Here is a 22,519-nt window from a genome sequence, read left to right as displayed (position 1 = left end):
TGCCCCGAAGGTTCCAGCGCTTAAAGCAAGCGGCGGTGACAACGTGATCAGGTTTTGACGTATCCGGCAACAACTTGCAGCAAACGGAAGGCGGTGGCCGCGTCATTTTCCACAACGGCCATGAATTCTTCCTCTCCGATGCGCAGGCAGGTCAGGTCGGTGTTGGCGCGCATATCAAGGGCGCGGGGTTCACTGCGGATCAGCCCCAATTCACCCACAAGCGCGCCAGCGCCCACAGTGGCGATCAGAGTGTCTTCGGCCCCCTCTTGCGGCAACAGCAGATCCGCCTCGCCCTCGATCACCATGTAGGCGCCGTCGGTCGGGTCATCGTTTTTGTGAAAAACATACTCGCCCGGGTGGGCGCTGTACCACCGCGCGCCGAAGGCCAACAGACGCAATTGCTTGCGTTTGAGCGTCGAAAACATTGGCGCGCTGCGCAATGCGTCCACTTTGCGGGCAAGGTCGGCGCTGGCATCGGAACCGGCTTCGCTTCGGGCTCCTTCGGCCCCGTGCAGGCGGCCCTGTACGACCTCGACATGCATGTCGAACACGTCTTCGTCCTCAAACGCCGTGCCCAGGAAAATCAGCGTGGCATCTGGTAACAATGTGCGCAGATTGCCGAAAAGGGCCGCCCGGGTTTCTTCGCCGTAGCTCGCCATCGGCTCGTCCAGGATCAGGATATCCGGGCGCTTGATGGTGGCGCGGCTGATCGACAGGGGTTCTGCGAACAAAGCAGGCAAGTTGGCGCCGCCAAGCGCGATGGGCACATCAAAGACCAACTCCAGCACCAACTGGTTCACACCCGCGTCAGCCAGCACTTCGCTGACGACCCGGCGCAACTCGTCCGCGCGCGCGCCCGCGCTGTCAGATACCTTGCCATAGAGCGCGTTTTCCAGAACGGACAGGCCGTGCACATGCGCGTCCGCCTGGATGGGGACAAACACATCGTCCATCTGCGCGCGCAACGTCGCGCCATGTTCGGTGCGCATGTTCAAGACCCGGTCACGCACGTCCTCAGGGAAGGCGGCGGCCACCTGTTCGGCGGTCACATTGGTTGGCACGCTGAGCAGCAGGGCCAGTTCCTTGTCGGTGATGTCGGATCCGGCCTCCTTGCGGCCCACCAGCTCAAGTGCGGCTTCATATACGTTCGCCTCAAGACCGACCTTGCGGAACAACGGATGGTCCGTGCCATTGGGGCCAAAAATCTGGCGGAGCATTTCCAGAATGTTGCGCGCCAACATCTCAAGGTTCGACGCCAAAGCCAGATCATGCAGCAGACGCAGGAACTCCAGCTTGGATTCGATCAGATCAGGGGTGATGGCCTCTCGGGGTGTGGCAAACAGCAGGTTCTCGGCAATGGGCAAGGCAGGGTTGTAGGTGCCCGGATCAAAACGGTGCACATAGCGATCCAACCCCGCCGCCTCCACGGCAGCGGCCACTTTGGGGCGCAGATCGATCAAGGCCTGCGCCAGCCCGGGGTGGGCGTCCGCATCAAAGGTCTGATCCATGGTGCGACGGGTCAATGCCTCGCCACTGCCACTGCCCTCGATCAGCGTGTACCACCATGCGCGCAGATCATCCTTGCCCGTCACACCGGCAATGGACGGGTCGATCCACTGGGCGTCCAACATGTCGGCCGTGTTGCCCGCGCGCACGGCCTCGCGGCTGAACTCTGTCTCTTCCGCAGGGACCAGCGGGGCTAGGCGCATCGGCATCATCACGTTCTGTCCATAGCTGCCCTGAAACATGATGGGGCGCGAATTGGCATGGCCGATCCGCTTGGCAATAACGGCCTGATGCAGGGTGCGGATGTCCTGATCGGCAAGTTTGACGACACCGCTGGCAGGCAAGGTCTCGCGCGTCAGCACCTCGGCCAGCGCACGGCGATCTTCGTCATTGGGGGCCGTGATGCCCAGAATGGTGCCAGCAGGCACCGTCAGCGAGATATCTTCCAGCACCGCGTTGCCATCACCGTCCCGGACGGTGACTTGATCCAGCACAACGTCACCATGCAGATCGCAGGTATCGGGGGCGGGGGCATAGAACAGCTTGTCGTCGATCATGCCCGCAGGGGCAAAGCGCTCGGTGATCGTTTCCCAACGCAGGGACATGTCTGCGACCTGATTGTAATAGGCCAGCAACTCTTTCCATGGGCTCGACAAGTCCTTGTAGGCGGCCAAGGCGGCCACAAGCGCCCCGATGGTCACATCGCCTTGGATCACCAGATAGCCACCGATGGAAAAGAAGAAGAACGGGGTGAGTTGCGTGATGAAGTTGTTGAGGAACTTCATGAAGAATTTCTTCTGGTAGATCTGGAAACGGATGGCAAAAAGGTTGCCCAACCGGTTCCCGATCATCGCCATGCGAAAACGCCAGCCGCCATTGACGCGCAAGGTGCTGGCTCCGGCAGCGCCCTCGCCAATCTCGGCGGCCAAGGCGCGCACCTGCACGACGCGCTTCTTGTTCAGCAGGTTGATCTGGCGTTGCAGCTTGGGGATCAGCCACGCTTGCAGGGGGATCAGGGCAATGGCGGCAAATCCAAACGCCACCGACTGGAAGAACAGAAAGCCCAGGATGGTCAGCATCTGACCCGCCTGCAAAACGGGCTGGGCCACTGCATCTCCCATAAGGCCGCCCATGGGTTCGCTTTCGGCAGTGACCATGCTGACCAATTCACCCTGACTGGTGCGTTCGAAGTAGGGCTGCGGGAACCGCAGGATGCGTGCGATCAGCGTGTAGCGAAAGCGGCGCAACAGCCGCTCGGCCAACACACCTTTCATGGTGTTGATGCGCATTTTAAGCAGGCCATGACACAACACCGCCAACAGGAACCCACCACACAGCATCATCAGATAGGTGATCTGATCGAACTCGTAGCCGTAAGCGGTGATGGTGGGTGACCCGGACCCGATGGCATCGTTGATGATCTGCTTGGGCAGTTCCAGCGTCAGGTAAAGCAGCGGGAACAGCGTCAGCGTGACCATCAACAGGATCAGCTGATCGCGTTTTGAAAACTTCCAGATAAATCCAAAGAGGGAACGTTCTATGATGCCGGTCCACGTACTGAAAAGGGCAGGCAGTGCGCCCAATGTTAACCTATCAATGGCAGAGACGGGAAATCAATGGCCCGTCGCGTGCCAGACGGGATGGATTGCGACAGCGCCTGCGTCACCCTAGTGTGGCAATACAGGCTATGTGAAAGGCACCTTTTGACCGACCCAGTTACCTTTGCTTTGGTTCTGCTGTTCTTGCTGCAGATGAAGCATCTATTTGCGGATTTCTATCTTCAGACCCCGCGCATGCTGGCCAACCGTGCGGTGTATTTTCACCTTGGGCGGCTGCAACATGCCGGTCTGCACGCGGTGGGCTCGCTTGTGGCGATGGTGCTGGTGGGTGTGCCTGTGGCGCTCGCGCTGATTGTGGCGGTTTTCGAATGGGCCGTGCATTTCCACATCGACTGGGGCAAGGGCAGGTGGTCGGACCATACCGGCCATGGGCCTACTCAGGCGGGGTTCTGGCGCGCTTTCGGGGTGGATCAGGCCATGCATCAATGGTCCTATCTGGTCATGGTCTGGGTGGTTCTGCCCTGATAATCATTCCGCCGCTGCGGCCCGGGTGCTGAGGGCGCCGAAGGTCGGCAAAGGTTCTACGTAGCCATCAAGGTTCACGGCCGCCAGCGTGTCGAACCGCACACCGTCCAGATCGTTGCAAGCCTCCCGTGTTGCCTTGTCTATCAGCACCCGACCGGGATCCGCCTTGTCACGTAGTCGGGCGGCAAGGGTCACGGTCGATCCCAATACGGCATGGTCCATGCGGGTGTGTGACCCCAGAGCGCCCATAACAACCCGGCCCGAGGCGACGCCGACGCTCATATGCAGATTGTATTCCGGGAACCGCTCAAGCAGCGTCTGGACCGCACCGACAATCTCGACCGAGCACGCCACCGCCCGCTGTTCCTTGTCCGCCCCCTCAAACACGGCGACCATTGCGTCACCGATGAACTTGTCCACGTCGCCCTGATGCGCTTCCACGATGGCTGCCTGCACATCGAAATATTCGTTCAGAGCTTCGATCACGACCTCCGGGGCCACGCGTTCCGAAAACGCGCTGTAGCCACGAATGCGTGTATAGATCACCGACACGCGCTTGCGCACACCGCCGCGCGCCATGCCGTCCTTGGGGCTTTGCGTGGTGGTCAGGTTGCCGTAGCGCACCAACGTCCTGAGGTCCTGACGCTCGGACAGGGTGGCGATCATCGTGTTGACCCGGCCTGCCAATTGCCCGATCTCATCGTGTGTGGGCACGGTGTCGACCCGCGCACTCAAATCGCCCGCGCCGACTTTCTCGACCGTTTTTCCTATTGCTCGGACAGGCTGGGTCAGCCGCCGCGCAGAGATCAGTGCACCCATGCCTGCAATTGCAAAGCCAAGTGCGCCAAGGATCAGGATCTGCCGCGTGATGGCATCCACTACGGCAAAGGCGCTGTCCTCTGTCAGTTCTGCCACGACTGCCCACGGGAACCAGTCGGGAAAGGCATAGGCGCCCAGCACGGGCGTTCCATCGGCGCGGGTGTAGGTTTGCAAGGCATTGGCCCGCGCCCCCGCCACCATCAGGGGCAGGGCAGATTGCACGATCTCCCGGTCGAGAAGGTCGGTTTGGGTGTCGACCAGAACGGTGCGCCCGTCCTGATCTATGACGGTAATCTCACCACGCTGCGCAAAGGGATGGCGGGCCACAAGATCCGCCAGCGCTGACAACTCGATCCGCGCGGCCAAGGTGACTTGCCGCCCCGCAATCGGCGTGTTCAGGGGTAACGCCAGCGTGGCCATCCAGTCCCCCGTCTCTTGCATCTGCGAAATGTGCGGACGGCCGAACTGGCCGGTGTCCTCGATGCTGGCGATCAGGTCAGGCGGCACCATCAGCGATTGCACCGGGTCCAGCCCAAGGGCCTCCAGCTTTTGCGCAAATGCCTGGTCCGTTGCCATGATCGGCAGGTTCGATCCGGCCACTGCCAGCTGCAGCGACATCACATCAGGTAATTCCTGCAAGCCGAGTGTCAGCAATGATACCTTTTGCGGCACGTCCAGTTCGGGGCTGTCTATCCCGTTGCGGATCACCATCAGCGGCGACAACCATTGCCCCTGATAGGTTGTATCAAACTGCGTCTGAAGTTGTGCCGCAACCGACGTCAGATCTTCGTTCGCTGCCAGTTTCAATTCGTCCCGCGTCAGCTGCGTCAGGTTCAGACCGGCAATGGCCAGCGGAACCACCGCAAGCAGCGTGGCAATCACAAGGAACTTCAGGCGGAGCGGAAACCACATGGTCAGCAGATTACCTCATTCGGCACCGTCTGGATATGACGGTTTTCAACCCTTAGTTGCTGCGGGCGGTGGCTGTGACGGTCGCGGTGTCGGTGCTGACACCGCTGGGCAGGCCTGTGCTGTCGCGCGCTGTCACCGTCACGGTGTAAGTGCCCGGCGCTGAATAGGCATGGCGCACAATGGCACCCGTGGCCGTTGCCCCGTCCCCAAAGTCCCACGCAATCGCCACCCCGTGCCCATCCGCATCACCGGCGGTGGAGGCATCAAATACCAGCACATCATGCGCCGCACCCACGGGCGTCGTCCGATCTGGTCCCGCATCGACCGTGGGCGGCGTGTTCACCAGAACAGCCAGACTGTCCTGCCCGGTATCGCAACTCGATCCACTGTCGTCCTGCACGGTCAGCACCACGTCCACCGGGCCACTGGCCTCAAACCTGCGCGTTACCTCCATCCCCTCCAGCTCAATGCCATCGCTGAAAGCCCAGACATAGCGGGTCACTGTCCCGTCAAAATCACCGGATCCGGCCGCGCTGAACACCGCCTCATCACCTCGGCTTAGCACCTGATCCGGCCCCGCCATGGCCGTCGGTGCGGCATTCACACGGGCATAGACCTCTTCTGTCCGAACTGAGTTCAAAAGCCCCTTGCCGCCATCCAAGGACACGGTGACCGGATAGAGGCCGGGCGCGTCAAAGCTGTGCGAAACAGATGCGCCGGATGCCGAGACATCATCCCCAAACCGCCATGCCACGTCCGTCCCATCGGGTACATTCACCGCCCACTCCACCGGCACTGCCGGACAGATTTGCCCCGCAACTGACAAACCTACAGATGGGGCAGGGTTCACGATAACGACCCGTTCAGACAGGACACTGGAATTGCCCACCCCAGCATCATCGGTCACGGTCAATGCCACGGTAAAGGTCCCAGCCTTGGCAAAAACATGCGCGGCTGCCACGCCCGTCGCAGCCCCCCCATCGCCAAAGTCCCAGGCGAAACCGGTCACCGCCCCATCAGGATCGGACGATCCAGAGGCGTCAAACACCACCGCCTCGCCGACGGCCACGCTGGCAGGCGCATCAAATACCGCTACCGGGGCGGCATTCACGATGATCTTCCGGCGCGTTTCCAACTGATCCAGACCGGATTCCAACCCCTGCAACCCTGCTGTCAGCGTGACAAATACGTCTCCCGGCTCGGCAAAAACGTGAGACACAGCCTCACCCGTCGCGGTCCCGCCATCGGAAAACGCCCAGGAAAAAGACGTCACAGACGCATCGCCCAACCCATCCACCTCGGCCACGAACTCCGTCGGCAATCCTGCTGCAGCACGGTCGCCTGCCGCAATGGTCAGGGCAGGGGCAGGCAGCACGGTCACGGTGACCGTATCCACATCGAGGGCCGAACAATTCGCAACCGCTTCGCCCTGAATGGTCAGCGTCACCACATAAGTGCCGGGGGTCTTGTACCGATACTCCGGCCGCTCCCCGCTCGCCGTGCCACCATCACCCATGGTCCAGCTGAAGGCATCCACCGCGCCATCCCGGTCGGTCGATCCCGACCCGTCAAAGCGCACAGGCTGATTGGCGTAGACGGTCAGATCGCCACCCGCATCCGCAATCGGTCCTTCGCGGACCAGCACCGCGATGCGGTCCACGTCACTGCCCCATTCGGTGCCCTTGCCGTTGCGCACGCGCAAGGTCACGGTATAGGCCCCCGGCACCTCATAGCTCTTGGTCGGGTTGATCAGGTCAGACATGGTGCCATCGCCGAAGTCCCAAGCGTACTTCAGCAAGCCGCCATCGGGGTCCAAACTGTTAGAGGCATCAAACAGGATCGGCGCGCCGGAACACACATCACGGTTGCCCCCAGCATTGGCGAAGGGTCGGGCGTTTACGACGACAGTGGTGGCATCAATCGCACTGGCATTCGATACACCCGTGCCATCATCCACGCGCAAGGTGACGGGAAAGGTGCCCGACCGGGGATATACATGGGTGATGGTTTGCCCGGTTCGGGGCGCTGACCCATCGCCAAAATCCCACCTGTACACCAGCGGATCGCCATCCGCGTCGGCAGACCCCGACGCATCCAACAGCACGTGCAATACATCCGTCTCGATATCCGGGCCCGCTTCGGCCACTGGGGCTGCATTTACACGTACGGTCAGGGTGTCCGATGCGGTCGAATTGGAAACGCCTGCATCATCCGCCACCACAAGCTGCGCGGTCCATGTGCCGGGAGTGTCATAGCTGCGCTTGACTTGCCGCGTGTCCTGCGGTGCAAACCCATCGTCGAATTCCCATCGATAGGTTGCAATCGCCCCATCGGGATCAAAACTCGCACCGGCGTCCAGCACCACTGGATCACCGGGGGCCACAATCAGATCGGCACCTGCTTCCGCCACAGGCTGCGCGTTCACGGTGATCGTGGTCTCGTCAAAATCCTCGGCCACACCACCGCTGAAATTGTCCTCCACCCGCAGCCCGATCCGGTAGATGCCGGGCGTGCCGATCCGGTAACTCACGCGCTCTTGCTCCGCCGTCATTCCATCGGGCAGGGACCATTCATACGTCCCGATCGCCCCGTCGGGATCAACGGACGCACGCGCGCTCAGCACGAACTCCTCATCCGGGGCCACCACCAGTGGCGGGCCTGCATCGGCAATTGGGGCGGCATTCACTGTCACGCGCATTGTATCGCGGTCGGTGTTTAGCGGCGCGCCGCTCGCATCGCGCACAACCAGCGCCACTTCATAGACACCGGGGCGGGCATAGGCATGCACCGGGCGCGGGCCTGATGCCGTCGCCCCATCGCCAAAGTCCCACTCATAGGCGGACACCGTGCCATCCACATCTACAGACCCGGTGCCATCAAACTGCACATCCGAAATGGTCACAAACTGATCCGGCCCCGCCTCGGCCACCGGGGCGGCATCGACGACAATCTGCGTCTCGGTTCGCTGCGTGGCGGACCGTGTGCCGCTGTTGTCGGTCACGGTCAGCGCCACGGTATAGACGCCTGGCGCGGTCCACGCATAGCTGACGGTCTGGCCTTCGCCCATGGCCCCATCGCCAAAGTCCCACAGGTAGGACAGGATCACCCCGTCCGCGTCCACACTGCCGCTGCCATCCAGTTGCGCGGCCTCACTGACGGACACGGGCCGCTCCGGGATCACAATAGCAGGTTCGGGCGACGCATTCACATCAATGACCAGCGTATCGACTGTCGCGCCATTGGAGACACCGCTGTCATCCGTCACGGTCAAGGCAACGGTATACCGACCCGGCGCAGCATAAGAGTGCTGTACAGCCGCCCCCTCCAGCACGGTGCCGTCGCCCATATCCCAGGCATAGCCCGCCACGGCCCCGTCCACATCATAGCTCGCGGACGCGTCCAGAGAGACGATCTGCCCCACCTCCGCCGTCTGGTCCGTTCCCGCCTCGGGCACCGGCGCAAAGTTCACCACCACATCGCGGGTTGCGACGCCAAAGTCACAAGGATGCGCGCTGTCGTCCTCAACCCGCAGAACAACGCGGTACAGCCCCGGCTGGGCATAGGATTTCTCAGCCAACGGCCCAGCAACCTGTTCCCCGTCATCAAAGGTCCAAAGATACCGCGTGATCGGGCTGTCAGACGGCTCCGACCCTGTGCCGTCAAAGCTGATCACCTCATCCGGTGCCACCACAATCGGCGCTCCCGGCTTGGCGACAGGCGCGCGGCGCACATGCACGGGCACGATCACTTCCGACCCGGCCCCGGCACGGCCTCCGGGTTCCAAAACACGCAGAACGGCGTTGTAGCGCCCCGGCAAAGCATAGGCATGCGCAATCACCGGCGCTTCTGACACATTCCCATCGCCAAACTCCCAGAAATAGGACAGCGGGGCACGGCCCTGCGATGCGGTGGCATCAAAGGCGACAGAGGTACAATTCGCCAAAGGCCGCGCTGTGCCGATGGCCGTGGGGCGTGCGGGATCAAGCGTTCTACGCGGCGGCATCTGCAAGGGCATCGGCGCACCCGCCCCATCAAACACAGCCACCGTCATATCGTTGGGCGTCTCGAACCCGCCGTTCACACTCAGCGCCAGCACCCGGTCCGGGGTGTTCACCTGATCCACGGCCCAACGGTCCTGCCCCGACACGCGCACCGGCAGATCGGCATAATCGGTCACAACAGCAACGTCCGCATTGCCTCCATCAAAGCTCTGCACCGTATAAGGGCCTTCCGTCCCCGCAAAAGGCACCCGGGTCGCGGTTCCGGCAGTGGTCCAGCGAATGGTGGGTTGATAGGCAAAAACCTCCAACCCCTCGGGCGCACGGTCGCGGTCCCGCGCGCGGCTGATGTTTATCGAAAACCCGTTCCCGTCATTGCCACTCGTGGCCTCGACATCCAGACGGAAATACACACGGTCACCGACGCGTTCACCTTGCTGCGGACGCACAGCGCCGAGGGTCACCCACCGACCATTGGTTGTGCGATCGTTGTCATAGGCCGCCTCGACCAGCACACGTCCGGGCCCGGTCACCGGGAACACAGGGCGCGCCGGATCGGGCCGCGCGCCATCCTCAACCATCACCGGTCGGTCTGCGTCCGAGAACGCACCATCCCCGCCGAACACACGGAAGGTCGTCACCGCATCGCCGGGGCCGCCATAGGTGAAATCATCGGCCCCAAAGGTCTCAGGATCCCACAACCGCACAAACAAGCGCCCATCCATCTCCGCCGGAACAGAGAAAAAGATTTGTTCACGTCGGTCCGTATCCCCTTCGCGCGTCGGGGCCGCGACGCCGTAGACCACGATCAAGCCCTCATTCGCCGGCTGGGCAAAGGCAGGCACAACCGCGCACAGGGCAAGGACCACACTCAAAAACTTCAGGGCGTACAACATCTTCCCAGATCCTCCTCGGGCGCGGCACACCGCGTCCCCATCACCGGAACACAACGTTTCCGACATAATCCTCGATCGCCACCTCGATCAGGCGCAGGTCCCCCGGCTCCGCAGGCAGGGACGCCCGGCAGATGCCGGTCTCCGCATCACAGCGCAGAAACCCCTCGCGTTCGACCTCGCCAACTTGCAGCAGATACGGGGCCGCCTGACGCAACCCGCTGACATCAGAGGCGACAACAACCAGTTCAATAGGGCCACCAAGACCGTTCGGGCGGATCAGTTCCACTGACAGCACATCGGGCGGCTCAACATCGTAAAGGGTCTGTAACCTTGCGGCATGCACATTGCCGACAGCGTCAACAGCGACCAGATCAAAAGCGTTCAGACCCGGCGACAATGGAACCTCAACGGCAAATCGGCCCCCCGCCAAAGGCACAGGTGCGCCGTTCAGGGTCACTTTCACAGCGTCAATCGCAATACCGGCGACGGTCGCCACTGCCATATCTGTCGCACGGGGCAAGGGGGCATCCAGCATCACATTCGGCGGCACCTGATCGCGCACCACTTGAAACGCGGCACGTCCCTCGATCCGACCCGTTGGCCCCAGAACCACCAACGTGTAGTCGGTCGGCGCATCCCCGGCAGGCACTGAAAAGCGGATGGCACCGTTGGTCTCGACACGGCTCCGCACCACCACCGCGTCGCCTGATCGTACCTGAACATCGGCCCCCTCGGCGGCATTGGACATGGCAACGACCGACAGATTGGCAGACCGCGTGGCCAAGGCATCACCGACCCGCGGCAGATCAGGGGCAAAGCCAATCCGCACCTGCGCGTCCGGGCGATAGATCACCGATTGCTCGGTCACACTTTCATTGCCCGCAGGGTCCACTGCGCGCAGGGTCAGCACATTGGTTCCGGGCCGCAACCCGGCCTCAAGGACAAAGCTGCCGTCGGTCCCAAGAGGCACGGGATCGTCGTTCAAGGTCACATCGGCATTGGGCTCAGATGCGCCAAAGACCTCGACACCGGACTGCCCCACGATCGCTCCGTCAGAAGGCGACAACAGGGTCAGAAAGGGTGGGTTCGTATCCTCGCGCAGGGTAAAGGACCGTGACCTGCTCCACTGTCCCGGCAGCCCGAGACGATCAAGGGCCGCCACCCGCCAGTGATAGCGACGCGGGGGCAGGGGGACAGTGTCAAAGGCGGTGCCCCGCACCCCCCATTGCGACACCTTCATCTGATTGAAACCAGGGTCCAGAGCAACTTCGATCCAATAGGCTTCGGCCCCCTCGAACGGGGCCCAACCCAAGGGCGCAAACCCGTCATAGAGTATCGCATCCCGCGCTGGCGCTGTGAGTTGAACAGCCTCCAGCACGTTCGCTTGTTCCGCACCGCGCGGACCAACAACCAGGCCCTCATTCTGGCCCACTTCGATGGTCTGATCCCCATCAGTGATACGCAGACCGGGCGCGTCAAAGTTCACGAAACGCGCGCCGTTGGCATCGGTCCGGACCCAGAAATCGGTGGAATTGGTTTTGGTTTCGATCCCCGGTACATCGACCTCAAAGGCGGACTTATCCGACAGTGGGTTCAGCAGAGCGTAGAAATCCCCTTCCACCAGCGACACACGGGTCACCTCCTCCCCTGTCAAAGGATCCGATCGCATCCGCTGGATCGTGGCGTTCGAATTGGCATTCAAACGCAGACGGCTCAGATCGCGAAAGGTGACCTGCGTGGTGCTTTCAGACAGGGTGCGAACACGCTCGAATTCGACAAGCACATCGCTCAATCCCCGACCACTCCAGCCCGGGTCTTGTGGCGCGCGGCCTTCTACGTTGCCGTGCACGTCGGACACGATGGCTTCTGCAGACCGATCGCGTTGGGCGATGGAAATCTCCAGTGCTTCGACGGCCAACACGGTGGCGATGTCGGAAAAGTCCACCACCTCTACCCACGCTCCGACGTCGCGGCGCTCCACGGCAGTTTCGCGGTTCTCGATGGCGGCACCGATCTGCTCGGGGGCAAAGACCTGTGCCCCTTCCGCATTCGCGCGCTGGATGGCGGCAAGGCTTTCGGCCAGCGCGGCATCGGCTGCGCGAACTTGTTTGACCGGCATCCGCAACGCGGTCCCCGGCACGACCGATGCAGGCGACCTGATTGCGTTCAACTCAAGGATATAGGGCCAGAGATCCGGGTCGTTAAGGTGTTCCGCCACAACCCCGCGCAAGGTATCGCTGGCTGTGAACACAACGGTCTCAAGCGGTGCATTCAGGTCGCTGCGGTCTTGCGCCACGGCCGACAGTGCGCTGGCAGCCGCACACACCGCGGCTGTCAGGCACCGTCGCGCCATCCGCTCAAATTGCAAGACACCCAAACCAATTCCCCCAGGACGGCGATACCAAATGCGTTCTCTTTGAACGTGTCAGTGTCCCGTCATGGTTGTATCGAGGCAACCCCCTATTTGCCCTTTCCGGCGCGGGCTTGATAAATCACTCGACCGCAATGCGGCCTGCGCTCCGGCACTGGTGTGCAATCAAAGGCGATGGATCGGATGCGCGTCAGGCGTGTCGGCGCACCTTATGCCCGCCAAAGCGAATTTTGCTGGGCGTGGGAGATCGAATGGGCCAGCGTTTTGAACTCGGTCGCGATATGGCGATGAAAGCGGCGCACGGCGGGGCGCTCGGGCCGGTCGGCGGGGCTGATAATCCCGAGGTTGCGGGGCACATGATGGATGCGGATATCCAGCGCCGTCAGCGCCTTTTGCTGGCGCATCATGAACAGCACAGAATAGGGCAGGATGGTCAGGCTGTCGGACCCTTCCAGTACGGTGCGCACCGCACTGATGGAACCGCCCGAAAAGCTGACCTTCACGTCCTCCACCTCAATCTCCTGCAGGATCGCACGCAGGTCCTGATAGAGCGGGCTGTTCGTGGGCGGTGCAATCCACGGATAGTGGGCAATGTCCTCCAACTTCAGCGCCCGTTTGCGCGCCAGCGGATGTCCCATCCTGCAGGCAATCACGTTGCGCCCCTGCAGGATTTCCTCAAACGCCACGCGGTCTGGTAACTCGCCTGGCGGCAGCGGGCAGATCGCCAAATCCAGCGACCCGCTGTCCACATCCCGGATCAGCGTCTCGGCATAACCATAGCTTTGGTCGATGCGCACATTCGGGTGCGCCTGCTGAAAGCCCGCGATCATCGTGGCAATCACCGCATCCATGAACACCGGAGTCCCGGCCACGCGGACGGCGCCGGTCTTGCCCCCAATATATAGGTCGGCTTGGGTCGACGCCTCGCCACTCGCCTGCCGGATGACGCGCCCCTGCGCCGCCAGCGCCGCGCCAAGCTCCGTCGGCACCAGCGGCCTGCGCCCCTTCTCGAACAGTGGTTGCCCCAACCGCGCTTCTAGCGCGGCCAGGGTCCGTGACAGCGACGGTTGCGACTTCCCCAGCGCATGTGCACCGGGGGTCAACCCGCCTTCATCCACGACAGAGGCGAGCATAACGAGGTGATTTGGATCCAATTGCATAGCATCAGGTTATATTATGCCTCGCAATTCGTATCAACATGATCCTTGCAGCGGGTTAGCCTTCCCTCATGCTGACCAAACCCTCTCCCTCCTCCCCCCGCGTCCTCTTCGGCTCAGGCCTGCGCCACATGGTGGCCGAAGAGGTCGCACGGCTTGGCTGCCAGCACGCCCTTGTCCTGTCGACCCCGCAACAATGCGACAGCGCCATGGCCATCGCCGAAACCCTCGGTGACAAAGCCGCAGGCATCTTCGCCCGCGCCACCATGCATACGCCTGTGTCCGTTACGGACGAGGCAGTCGCTCACCTGCGCGACGTCAACGCCGACTGCATCATCGCCATCGGCGGCGGTTCAACCACGGGCCTCGGCAAAGCCATCGCCTTGCGCACGGGTGTACCCCAAATCGTGATCCCCACCACCTACGCAGGTTCCGAAGCGACCCCCATCCTCGGCCAAACTGAAAATGGCGTCAAAAACACACTCACAGATGAACGCGTCCAGCCCGAGGTCATCCTCTACGACCCCGAGCTTGTGACTTCACTGCCAACGGCCATGACCGTCACATCGGCCCTCAACGCCATCGCCCACGCCGCCGAAGCCCTCTATGCCCAAAACCGCACCGACCACAGCGACGCGCTGGCCCTAGAAGGCATGCAGCACTTCGCAGATGGCCTCCCAGCGGTCCTGCAAAACCCGACCGACGCAGAGGCCCGCGAAAAAACCCTGCGCGGTGCCTACGCCTGCGGCGCGGTGCTGGGCCAGGTCGGCATGGCGCTGCATCATAAGCTCTGCCACACGCTCGGCGGCAGCCTCAACCTACCTCACGCCGACACCCACGCGATCATCCTGCCGCACGCGATCCACTACAATGCACGGGCGGTCCCGGACCACCTGAAACCCGTCACGGATATCTTCGGCGGCACCGCCCCCGGCCTATCCCTGCACGCTTTTGCCACCAAAATGAACGCCCCGCTGGCGCTCCAGGACCTCGGCGTCACCGAAGCGCAACTCGACCACGCCGCCGATCTCGCCACGCAAAAGCCTTACCCCAACCCCGCGCCCATCACGCGCGACGGGATCCGCCACTTGCTGCAAGCCGCCTGGACCGGCACCGCACCCACCTAAACGCCATTCTGGGAGGAACACATGGCCGACATCACAACAGACGTCCTGATCATCGGAACAGGCCCCGCCGGGTCCGCCACAGCGGCCCTTCTGTCGACCTACGGGATCGAAAACATGGTGGTGAACCGCTACCGCTGGCTCGCCAATTCCCCCCGCGCCCACATCACCAACCAACGCACGATGGAGGTGTTGCGCGACCTCGGTCCCGAGGTCGAGGACGAAGCCTATATGCATGCCACCGAACAGGATCTTATGGGGTCCAACGTGTTCTGTGAAAGCCTCACGGGCGAGGAACTGGGGCGCATCCAGACATGGGGCACACATCCCCTCAGCCGCGCCGAACACGACCTCAGCTCGCCCAGCAAAATGAACGACCTGCCGCAAACCTTCATGGAACCGCTGCTGTTCAAAACGGCCTGTTCGCGCGGCACCCAGGCACGCATGTCCTGCGAATACCAAAGCCATGAAGCAGACGGCGACGGGGTCACAACCACACTGCTCGACCGGCTCACGAGCAAGACCTTCACAGTCCGCTCCAAATACCTGATCGGCGCCGATGGTGGGAACTCACGCGTCACCGAAAACACGGGCCTGCCGATCGAGGGCAAGATGGGCGTCGCAGGCTCCATCAACCTGCTTTTCAAGGCCGACCTCAGCCAACACGTCGCCCACCGGCCTTCCGTGCTCTACTGGGTGATGCAGCCCGGCTCGAACGTGGGCGGCATCGGCATGGGCGTGGTGCGCATGGTCCGCCCTTGGAACGAATGGCTTGCCATCTGGGGCTACGACATCGAAGGCGAACGGCCCGAACTCAACGAGACGCAAGCCAAGAAAATCATCCGCGACCTCGTGGGCGACCCCGAGCTTGAGATCGACATGCAGGGCATCAGCTACTGGACGGTGAACGACGCCTACGCAACGCAACTTTCCAAGGGGCGCGTCTTCATCATGGGTGATGCCGCCCACCGGCACCCACCCTCGAACGGGCTGGGGTCGAACACGTCCATTCAGGACGCCTTCAACCTCAGCTGGAAACTCGCCGCCGTGCTCAAGGGGCAGGCGGGCGAGGGGCTGCTGGACAGCTACAACACCGAACGCGCGCCCGTGGCAAAACAGATCGTCACCCGCGCCAACCAGTCCATCGGCGAATTCGGCCCCATCTTCGAAGCCTTGGGCCTGATTGGGCACACCGACCCGGACGTGATGCAGGCCAACATGGACAAACGCTGCGACAGCACGCCCGACGCCGAAGCCCAGCGGACAGCCTTGCGCGAGGCGATTGCATTCAAGAAGTACGAATTTGACGCCCACGGGGTCGAGATGAACCAACGCTACCGGTCAGACGCGGTGGTGACGGACGGGCAGATGGAACCGGCCTTCGATCTGGATCACGAACTGCACTACCAGCCCACCACGTGGCCCGGCGCGCGGCTGCCCCATGTTTGGCTCTATGACGCCCACGGCGCCAAACACTCCACGCTCGACCTGACCAAAGGCGGCTTTGCCCTGCTCACGGGCCTCAATGGTCGGGCATGGGCAGACGCCGCCGCCGAGGTCGCCGCCGACCTTGGCATCCAACTCGCCACCCACGTCATTGGCCCGCGCCAGTCGCTTGTCGATCACACCGGCGACTGGGCCCGCGCCCGCGAAGTGGGCGAAGCGGGCTGCGTCCTCGTGCGCCCCGACCACCACGTCGCATGGCGCGCCGAAGGCGGCTCTGACGATCCCAAAACCGAACTCAAACGCGTTCTCACGCATATCCTCGCCAAACAGGACACCGCCACATGACCATTCACGAAGGATACTTCACCGAAGAAAACTCCGCCCAGGTTGTCGCCGCCCGCAGCAAGACGGACAACGCCCGGCTCGAACAGTGTGTCGAGGCCATCGTGCGCCACATGCACGCCTGCATAAAAGAGATCGAGCCGACCCAGCAGGAATGGTTTGACACGATCATGTTCCTGACCAAGACGGGGCACACCTGCACCGATTGGCGGCAGGAGTTCATCCTGCTGTCGGACGTGCTGGGGGTCTCGATGCTGGTCGATGCGATCAACAACCGCAAACCAACGGGCGCTTCGGAATCCACCGTCCTCGGCCCCTTCCATCTGCCCGACGCGCCTGAACTGCCCATGGGGTCCAACATCTGCCTTGATGGCAAGGGCGATCCGATGCTGATCAAGGGGCGCATTCTGGACACCGACGGTAATCCCATCGATCAGGTCAAGATCGACGTCTGGCAGGCCAATGATGAAGGGTACTACGACGTCCAGCAAAAGGGCATCCAGCCCGACTTTAACCTGCGCGGCGTGTTCCGCACGGGCGGCGACGGCGCTTATTATTTCCGCGGCGTGAAGCCCAAAAACTACCCCATCCCCGAAGACGGACCCGTGGGCCAGTTGATGAATGCGCTTGGGCGACACTGCTGGCGGCCCGCGCACCTGCACTACATTCTTGAGGCGGACGGGTATGAAACACTCACGACCCACATCTTTGACCCGGATGACGAATACATCCACTCCGATGCGGTCTTCGGGGTCAAGGAAAGCCTCATGGCCAAGTTCGACCTGATCGAAGACCCCGACAAGATCGCAGAGGCTGGCATGGACGGCCCTTACTATGAAGTGGTGCATGACTTTGTTCTGGCCCGCGCCTGACCACATCCCAACTTCGCCGAACAACACAGGCAGGACGCCGGTCAAACAGTCTCTGTTCTAGAAAAATCCTGCCCCGAAGGGCCGATCTGTCACCAGTTTCGGCCCTTTCCATTTGACAGAGCCACCCATCGCAGTCTCACATGCCGCCAACACCAATGTGAGGACAGACCATGATGAGAACCCGCGCCGCCGTCGCCGTCGAAGCTGGCAAACCCCTTGAAATCATGGAGGTAAACCTCGACGGCCCCCGCGCCGGCGAAGTTCTGGTCGAGATCAAGGCCACGGGCCTGTGCCACACCGACGAGTTCACCCGCTCCGGCGCCGACCCCGAAGGCATCTTCCCCGCCATTCTGGGCCATGAAGGCGCAGGTGTCGTGATCGAAGTGGGCGAGGGCGTCACGACGCTTGAGGTCGGCGACCACGTTATCCCGCTCTACACGCCTGAATGCCGTGAATGCGAGTACTGCTTGAATCCAAAGACAAATCTCTGCCAAAAAGTCCGCGCGACCCAAGGCCAAGGCCTGCTGCCAGACGGCTCCACCCGCTTCTCCATGCTCGACGGAACCCCGATCCACCACTACATGGGCTGCTCCACCTTCGCCAACCACACCGTGGTCCCCGAAATCGCACTCGCAAAGGTCCGCAAGGACGCCCCCTTCGACAAGATCTGCTACATCGGCTGCGGCGTCACCACCGGCATCGGCGCGGTCATCAACACGGCCAAGGTCGAGATTGGCTCCCGCGCCATCGTTTTCGGCCTTGGTGGCATCGGTCTGAACGTCATTCAGGGCCTCAAGCTCGCGGGCTGCGACCAGATCGTCGGGGTTGATCTGAACGACAGCAAGGTCGAAATGGCCGAACACTTCGGAATGACCGATTTTGTCAATCCATCGAAGGTTGACGGCGACATGGTCGCTCATCTGGTTGAATTAACACAAGGTGGCGCCGACTACACCTTCGATGCCACCGGCAATGTGGACGTCATGCGTACTGCCCTTGAAGCCGCCCACAAGGGCTGGGGCGAGAGCATCATTATCGGCGTGGCACCCGCAGGCGCAGAGATCTCGACCCGCCCGTTCCAGCTGGTCACGGGTCGCGTCTGGCGCGGCACGGCGTTCGGCGGCGCCAAGGGCCGCACTGACGTGCCGAAGATCGTCGACTGGTACATGGACGGCAAGATCGAGATCGACCCCATGATCACCCACAAGCTGACCCTGGACGAGATCAACCACGGCTTCGACCTTATGCACGAAGGCAAATCCATCCGCGCCGTCGTCGAGTTTTGACGCCAGTCAGCTTCGTGGTCCTGCACGACGTCGCCACCGGCGTCGAGCAGATCATTCATGAAACCCCCGACCTGATCGAGGCCTCCAACTGGTCCCCCTGCGGGACCTTTCTGCTCATGAACGGCGGGGGGCGTGTCTTCCGCTTTGACCTTGAAACCAAGGGGATCACGTGGATCGACACCGGCGATCTCACCGCACTCAACAACGACCACGGCATCTCACCCGACGGCATCACCCTGGTGGTCAGCCAAAGCCCCGCGCGCGGCACGTCCTGCATCTACACCTTGCCCATCACAGGCGGCACACCGCAGCGGATCACGCCACAGGTACCCTCCTATTTCCACGGCTGGTCGCCCGATGGTGCAACCCTCACCTACACCGCCCGCCGCGACGGCCTCTTCCAGATCTGCACCATCCCGATCACGGGCGGCGACGAAACCCAACTCACGCATGGCCCCGGTCACAAGGACGGCCCCGACTATTCCGCCGACGGGCAATGGATCTGGTTCAACTCGGACCACCATGGCAGCACGCCCGACCTCTGGCGCATCCGCACCGATGGCACGGATCTGCAGCAGATGACCGCCGACGCCCCCGTCAACTGGTTCCCGCACCCTTCGCCGGACGGGCACCACGTGCTATACTTGGCCTATCCCGAAGACGTGCAGGGCCACCCGCGCGGCCAGGATGTTGCGCTGAAACTGATGCCACAAGACGGGGGCACGCCCCGCACCGTCGCAGAATTCCATGGCGGGCAGGGGTCCATCAACGTCCCCAACTGGTCGCCAGACGGGGCACGCTTTGCCTATGTTCGCTATGCCCGCGCTTAAGTGACTTGGCGTCATCTCCCATCCGATTGGCGCAATCCGCAGGTTTTAGGAAAGACGACCCCGACATATCTTCGTATCAAAGCTGACCATTTCAGGAGCGCGCGATGAAACTCACGGTCAATGGCACGGCACACGAGGTGGATGTCGAAGACGACATGCCCCTACTTTGGGTTCTGCGGGATGAACTGAACATCAAGGGTGTGAAATACGGCTGCGGCGTGGCCCAATGTGGCGCCTGCACCGTGCATATCGACGGTGAAGCGGTTCGGTCCTGCCAGACCGCGGCGGCGGATGTCTGGGGCGAGGTCACGACGATCGAGGGTCTTGGAACACCTGACGCCATGCACGCCGTGCAACAGGCGTGGGTAGACCATCAGGTGGCCCAATGCGGCTACTGCCAGTCCGGCCAGATGATGCAGGCGGCAGCCCTTTTGGCCGAGAACCCCGCGCCCACGGACACCGACATCGACATTGCCATGAACGGCAACCTTTGCCGCTGCGGCACCTACAACCGCATCCGCGCTGCGGTCAAAACCGCTGCAACCAAGCTGCAGGAGGCGTGAGGATGAGCCGCATCGGAAAAATCGCCCGCCGCACCTTCCTCGTTGGGTCTGCCGCCGTCGTCGGTGGCGTCGCCTTTGGCTACTACGCCTACAAACGCCCCCCCGCGAACCCGCTTCTGACCGATCTGGACGAGGGCGAGGCGGCGCTGACGCCTTACGTCAAAATCGACAATTCAGGCATCACCCTGATCACCCCACGCGCCGACAGCGGGCAGGGGGCCTATCACGTGCAGGCCGCCTTGATCGCCGAGGAACTGGACGTGGAGCTGGATCAAGTCACCGTCGATCCGGGCATGCCCGATCCCGCCTATTACAACACGGCACTGAGTGCCGAAGCTGCACCCTTCCGCTCTACCGATGACGGCTTTGCCGCCAACTCGACCCGCGGAATCATGGACGCGATGATGAAGTTTCTGGGCATGCAGATCACCGGCGGCTCGACCACAGTGCCTGACAGCTTCGAAAAGCTGCGCCTCGCCGGGGCCGTCGCGCGCGAAACGCTCAAGGCCGCGGCAGCCAAGAAAACCGGCGCAGACATCGCCGATCTGACAACCGAAAAAGGGGCCGTGATCCTGCCAGGCGGCGGCACGCTCGCCTACACCGAACTGGCCGCCACAGCGGCAACCATGGACCCGGTCAACGACGTTACTTTGCGCGATCCTTCCACCTGGCGGCTTGTGGGCAAAGAGATGGAGCGCGTTGATATTGTTGCTAAGTCCACCGGCACCCAAGCCTACGGCATCGACTTCGAAATTGACGGCATGGTCCACGCGAGCGTCCGCACCAGCCCGTGTCGCGGCATGATGAACGGCTTTGACGCCGAAGCCGCGCGGCAAATGCGCGGCGTGATCGACATCGTTCAGGTCAAGGACGGTGTCGCCGCCGTCGCTGACAACACATGGCGCGCCATTCAGGCGGTGAACGCCATCGATGTAGACTGGGGACCAGCGGCTTATCCGTCAGAGCAGGCAGAGCACTGGCAAGCGCTTTCCGACAGCTTCAACGCTGACCAACAGGACAGCCAGTTCCGCGACGATGGCGATGTAGAGGCTGCGCTTGACGGGGCCGAGGCGATCACCGCCGAATACCGCGCGCCCTACCTCGCCCACGCGCCGCTCGAACCGATCTCTGCTGTCGTACAGGTCACCGACGACCGCGTCGATGTCTGGACCGGCACGCAAATCCCGCGCTTCGTTCAGACCAATGTGGCCAAGCTCACCGGCCTCGACACCGATCAGGTTTTTGTCCACGTGCTGATGATGGGTGGCAGCTTTGGGCACCGGCTTGAAGACCGCGTTGTGCGTGAAGCCACTGAAATCGCGATGCAAATGAAGGGCACGCCGGTCAAGCTGACCTACAGCCGCGAGGAAGACACCATTCAGAACGACACCCGCCAGATCGCCATGGCGCGCGGGCGCGGGGCCGTAAAGGACGGCAAGGTTGACGCCTATGATCTCGGCATCGCCATGCCCTCGGTTGTGGCCAGCCAAATGGGTCGACAGGGCTTGCCCACTCCCGGTCCCGACCTGCAAATCGTTGCGGGCGCGTGGGAACAGCCCATGCAGATCCCGAACTACCGCGTCACCGGGTATCGCGCGCCGGAACTGGCCCCAATTTCCAGCTGGCGCTCCGTCGGGGCCTCCACAAATGGCTTTTTCCACGATGTGTTTCTGGACGAGCTGATCCACGCCGCCGGGGCCGACCCGATGGAAGAACGCCTGCGCCTCTGTTGGCACGACCCCTCACATAAGACGCTGGAAGCGGTGGCCGAGATGTCCAACTGGGGTAGCGATCCGGGCCCCAACAAGGGCCGCGGCGTCGCCTTCTGCATGTCCTTCGGTGTGCCGACGGCCGAGGTGGTCGAGGTGACCAACCAAAACGGAGCCATCAGGATCGACAAGGTCTGGGTCGCCGTCGAAGTGGGCCGTGTGATCGACCCGGTCAATTTCGACAACATGGTGCAGGGTGGCATCGTTTGGGCGTTGGGTCACGCGATGAACTCCGAAATCACGATCGCAGACGGCATGGCCGAACAGCGGAACTACTTCGATTTCGAAGGCATGCGCCTGTCCCAAGCGCCTGACATCTTTGTCAAAGGACTGGAAAACGGCGACACGGTGCGCGGCATGGGTGAACCCATGGTTCCGCCTGCTGCTGCCGCCCTGTCTAACGCGATCTTTGCCGCTACAGGCCAGCGCATCCGCAAGATGCCCATGAACCGGCACATCGACTTCGTCTGATCCACTTTGGGGGCAGGACAAACTTGCCCCCATGCGACCCCGCCATGCCGTTTCTGTGTTCCTAACCCGCGCA

The 22,519-nt window shown here is 62.4% G+C and carries 13 protein-coding genes; 8 read left to right on the top strand and 5 right to left on the bottom strand.

Annotated elements, in window-relative coordinates:
- Positions 1–47: 47 nt before the first annotated feature.
- A complete protein-coding gene (locus Q1A32_RS16290) occupies positions 48–2,984 on the bottom strand; it encodes an ABC transporter transmembrane domain-containing protein (RefSeq protein ID WP_299655622.1) in 2,937 nt (978 codons plus the stop codon).
- Between the two features lie 225 nt (positions 2,985–3,209).
- On the opposite strand from Q1A32_RS16290, the gene Q1A32_RS16285 reads away from it, so the two are divergent.
- On the top strand, positions 3,210–3,590 hold the full coding sequence (locus tag Q1A32_RS16285) for a DUF3307 domain-containing protein (RefSeq protein WP_299611164.1): 381 nt from the start codon (positions 3,210–3,212) through the stop codon (positions 3,588–3,590).
- A gap of 3 nt (positions 3,591–3,593) precedes the next feature.
- Here the strand turns inward: Q1A32_RS16285 and Q1A32_RS16280 are convergent, their stop codons facing one another.
- The 4 genes from Q1A32_RS16280 to Q1A32_RS16265 form a co-directional block, all read right to left on the bottom strand.
- Positions 3,594–5,321 (bottom strand): adenylate/guanylate cyclase domain-containing protein, encoded by a 1,728-nt coding sequence (locus tag Q1A32_RS16280; RefSeq protein WP_299655360.1) that lies wholly within the window; start codon positions 5,319–5,321, stop codon positions 3,594–3,596.
- A 52-nt stretch (positions 5,322–5,373) separates the two neighbouring features.
- Entirely contained in the window at positions 5,374–10,215 is a 4,842-nt protein-coding gene (locus Q1A32_RS16275) for a PKD domain-containing protein (RefSeq protein WP_299655356.1), read from the bottom strand.
- Positions 10,216–10,255: 40 nt separating this feature from the next.
- Positions 10,256–12,592, bottom strand: coding sequence for a FecR domain-containing protein (locus Q1A32_RS16270; protein ID WP_299655353.1), 2,337 nt, complete (start codon positions 12,590–12,592; stop codon positions 10,256–10,258).
- A gap of 203 nt (positions 12,593–12,795) precedes the next feature.
- Positions 12,796–13,746, bottom strand: coding sequence for a LysR family transcriptional regulator (locus Q1A32_RS16265; RefSeq protein WP_299611174.1), 951 nt, complete (start codon positions 13,744–13,746; stop codon positions 12,796–12,798).
- Positions 13,747–13,814: 68 nt separating this feature from the next.
- On the opposite strand from Q1A32_RS16265, the gene Q1A32_RS16260 reads away from it, so the two are divergent.
- The 7 genes from Q1A32_RS16260 (at position 13,815) to Q1A32_RS16230 (ending at position 22,446) form a co-directional block, all read left to right on the top strand.
- Entirely contained in the window at positions 13,815–14,870 is a 1,056-nt protein-coding gene (locus tag Q1A32_RS16260; protein WP_299655350.1) for a maleylacetate reductase, read from the top strand.
- Between the two features lie 21 nt (positions 14,871–14,891).
- Positions 14,892–16,658 carry an FAD-dependent monooxygenase gene (locus Q1A32_RS16255; RefSeq protein ID WP_299655347.1) on the top strand — a complete coding sequence of 589 codons (1,767 nt, stop codon included), beginning with the start codon at positions 14,892–14,894 and terminating at the stop codon, positions 16,656–16,658.
- A complete protein-coding gene (locus tag Q1A32_RS16250) occupies positions 16,655–17,527 on the top strand; it encodes an intradiol ring-cleavage dioxygenase (protein WP_299655344.1) in 873 nt (290 codons plus the stop codon). The genes Q1A32_RS16255 and Q1A32_RS16250 overlap by 4 nt, the downstream gene beginning before the upstream one ends.
- 173 nt (positions 17,528–17,700) lie before the next feature.
- Positions 17,701–18,813: an S-(hydroxymethyl)glutathione dehydrogenase/class III alcohol dehydrogenase gene (locus tag Q1A32_RS16245; RefSeq protein WP_299655619.1), complete on the top strand. Its 1,113-nt coding sequence runs from the start codon at positions 17,701–17,703 to the stop codon at positions 18,811–18,813.
- Between the two features lie 14 nt (positions 18,814–18,827).
- Positions 18,828–19,643 (top strand): hypothetical protein, encoded by an 816-nt coding sequence (locus tag Q1A32_RS16240; RefSeq protein WP_299655341.1) that lies wholly within the window; start codon positions 18,828–18,830, stop codon positions 19,641–19,643.
- Between the two features lie 104 nt (positions 19,644–19,747).
- Positions 19,748–20,206: a (2Fe-2S)-binding protein gene (locus Q1A32_RS16235; protein WP_299655339.1), complete on the top strand. Its 459-nt coding sequence runs from the start codon at positions 19,748–19,750 to the stop codon at positions 20,204–20,206.
- Positions 20,207–20,208: 2 nt separating this feature from the next.
- Positions 20,209–22,446, top strand: coding sequence for a xanthine dehydrogenase family protein molybdopterin-binding subunit (locus tag Q1A32_RS16230; RefSeq protein ID WP_299655337.1), 2,238 nt, complete (start codon positions 20,209–20,211; stop codon positions 22,444–22,446).
- Positions 22,447–22,519: the final 73 nt, after the last annotated feature.

The sequence above is a fragment of the uncultured Tateyamaria sp. genome (genome assembly GCF_947503415.1).
In the GTDB taxonomy this organism is placed as follows: Bacteria; Pseudomonadota; Alphaproteobacteria; order Rhodobacterales; family Rhodobacteraceae; genus Tateyamaria.
This window is presented reverse-complemented; position numbering and strand designations above follow the sequence as displayed.

Excerpts from the sequence above, each read along its gene's own strand:
- Q1A32_RS16290 (WP_299655622.1), bottom strand. The coding sequence starts at position 2,984 with ATGGTCACGCTGACGCTGTTCCCGCTGCTTTACCTGACGCTGGAACTG.
- Q1A32_RS16280 (WP_299655360.1), bottom strand. The coding sequence starts at position 5,321 with ATGTGGTTTCCGCTCCGCCTGAAGTTCCTTGTGATTGCCACGCTGCTT.
- Q1A32_RS16275 (WP_299655356.1), bottom strand. The coding sequence starts at position 10,215 with ATGTTGTACGCCCTGAAGTTTTTGAGTGTGGTCCTTGCCCTGTGCGCG.
- Q1A32_RS16265 (WP_299611174.1), bottom strand. The coding sequence starts at position 13,746 with ATGCAATTGGATCCAAATCACCTCGTTATGCTCGCCTCTGTCGTGGAT.
- Q1A32_RS16260 (WP_299655350.1), top strand. The coding sequence starts at position 13,815 with ATGCTGACCAAACCCTCTCCCTCCTCCCCCCGCGTCCTCTTCGGCTCA.
- Q1A32_RS16255 (WP_299655347.1), top strand. The coding sequence starts at position 14,892 with ATGGCCGACATCACAACAGACGTCCTGATCATCGGAACAGGCCCCGCC.
- Q1A32_RS16250 (WP_299655344.1), top strand. The coding sequence starts at position 16,655 with ATGACCATTCACGAAGGATACTTCACCGAAGAAAACTCCGCCCAGGTT.
- Q1A32_RS16245 (WP_299655619.1), top strand. The coding sequence starts at position 17,701 with ATGAGAACCCGCGCCGCCGTCGCCGTCGAAGCTGGCAAACCCCTTGAA.
- Q1A32_RS16235 (WP_299655339.1), top strand. The coding sequence starts at position 19,748 with ATGAAACTCACGGTCAATGGCACGGCACACGAGGTGGATGTCGAAGAC.
- Q1A32_RS16230 (WP_299655337.1), top strand. The coding sequence starts at position 20,209 with ATGAGCCGCATCGGAAAAATCGCCCGCCGCACCTTCCTCGTTGGGTCT.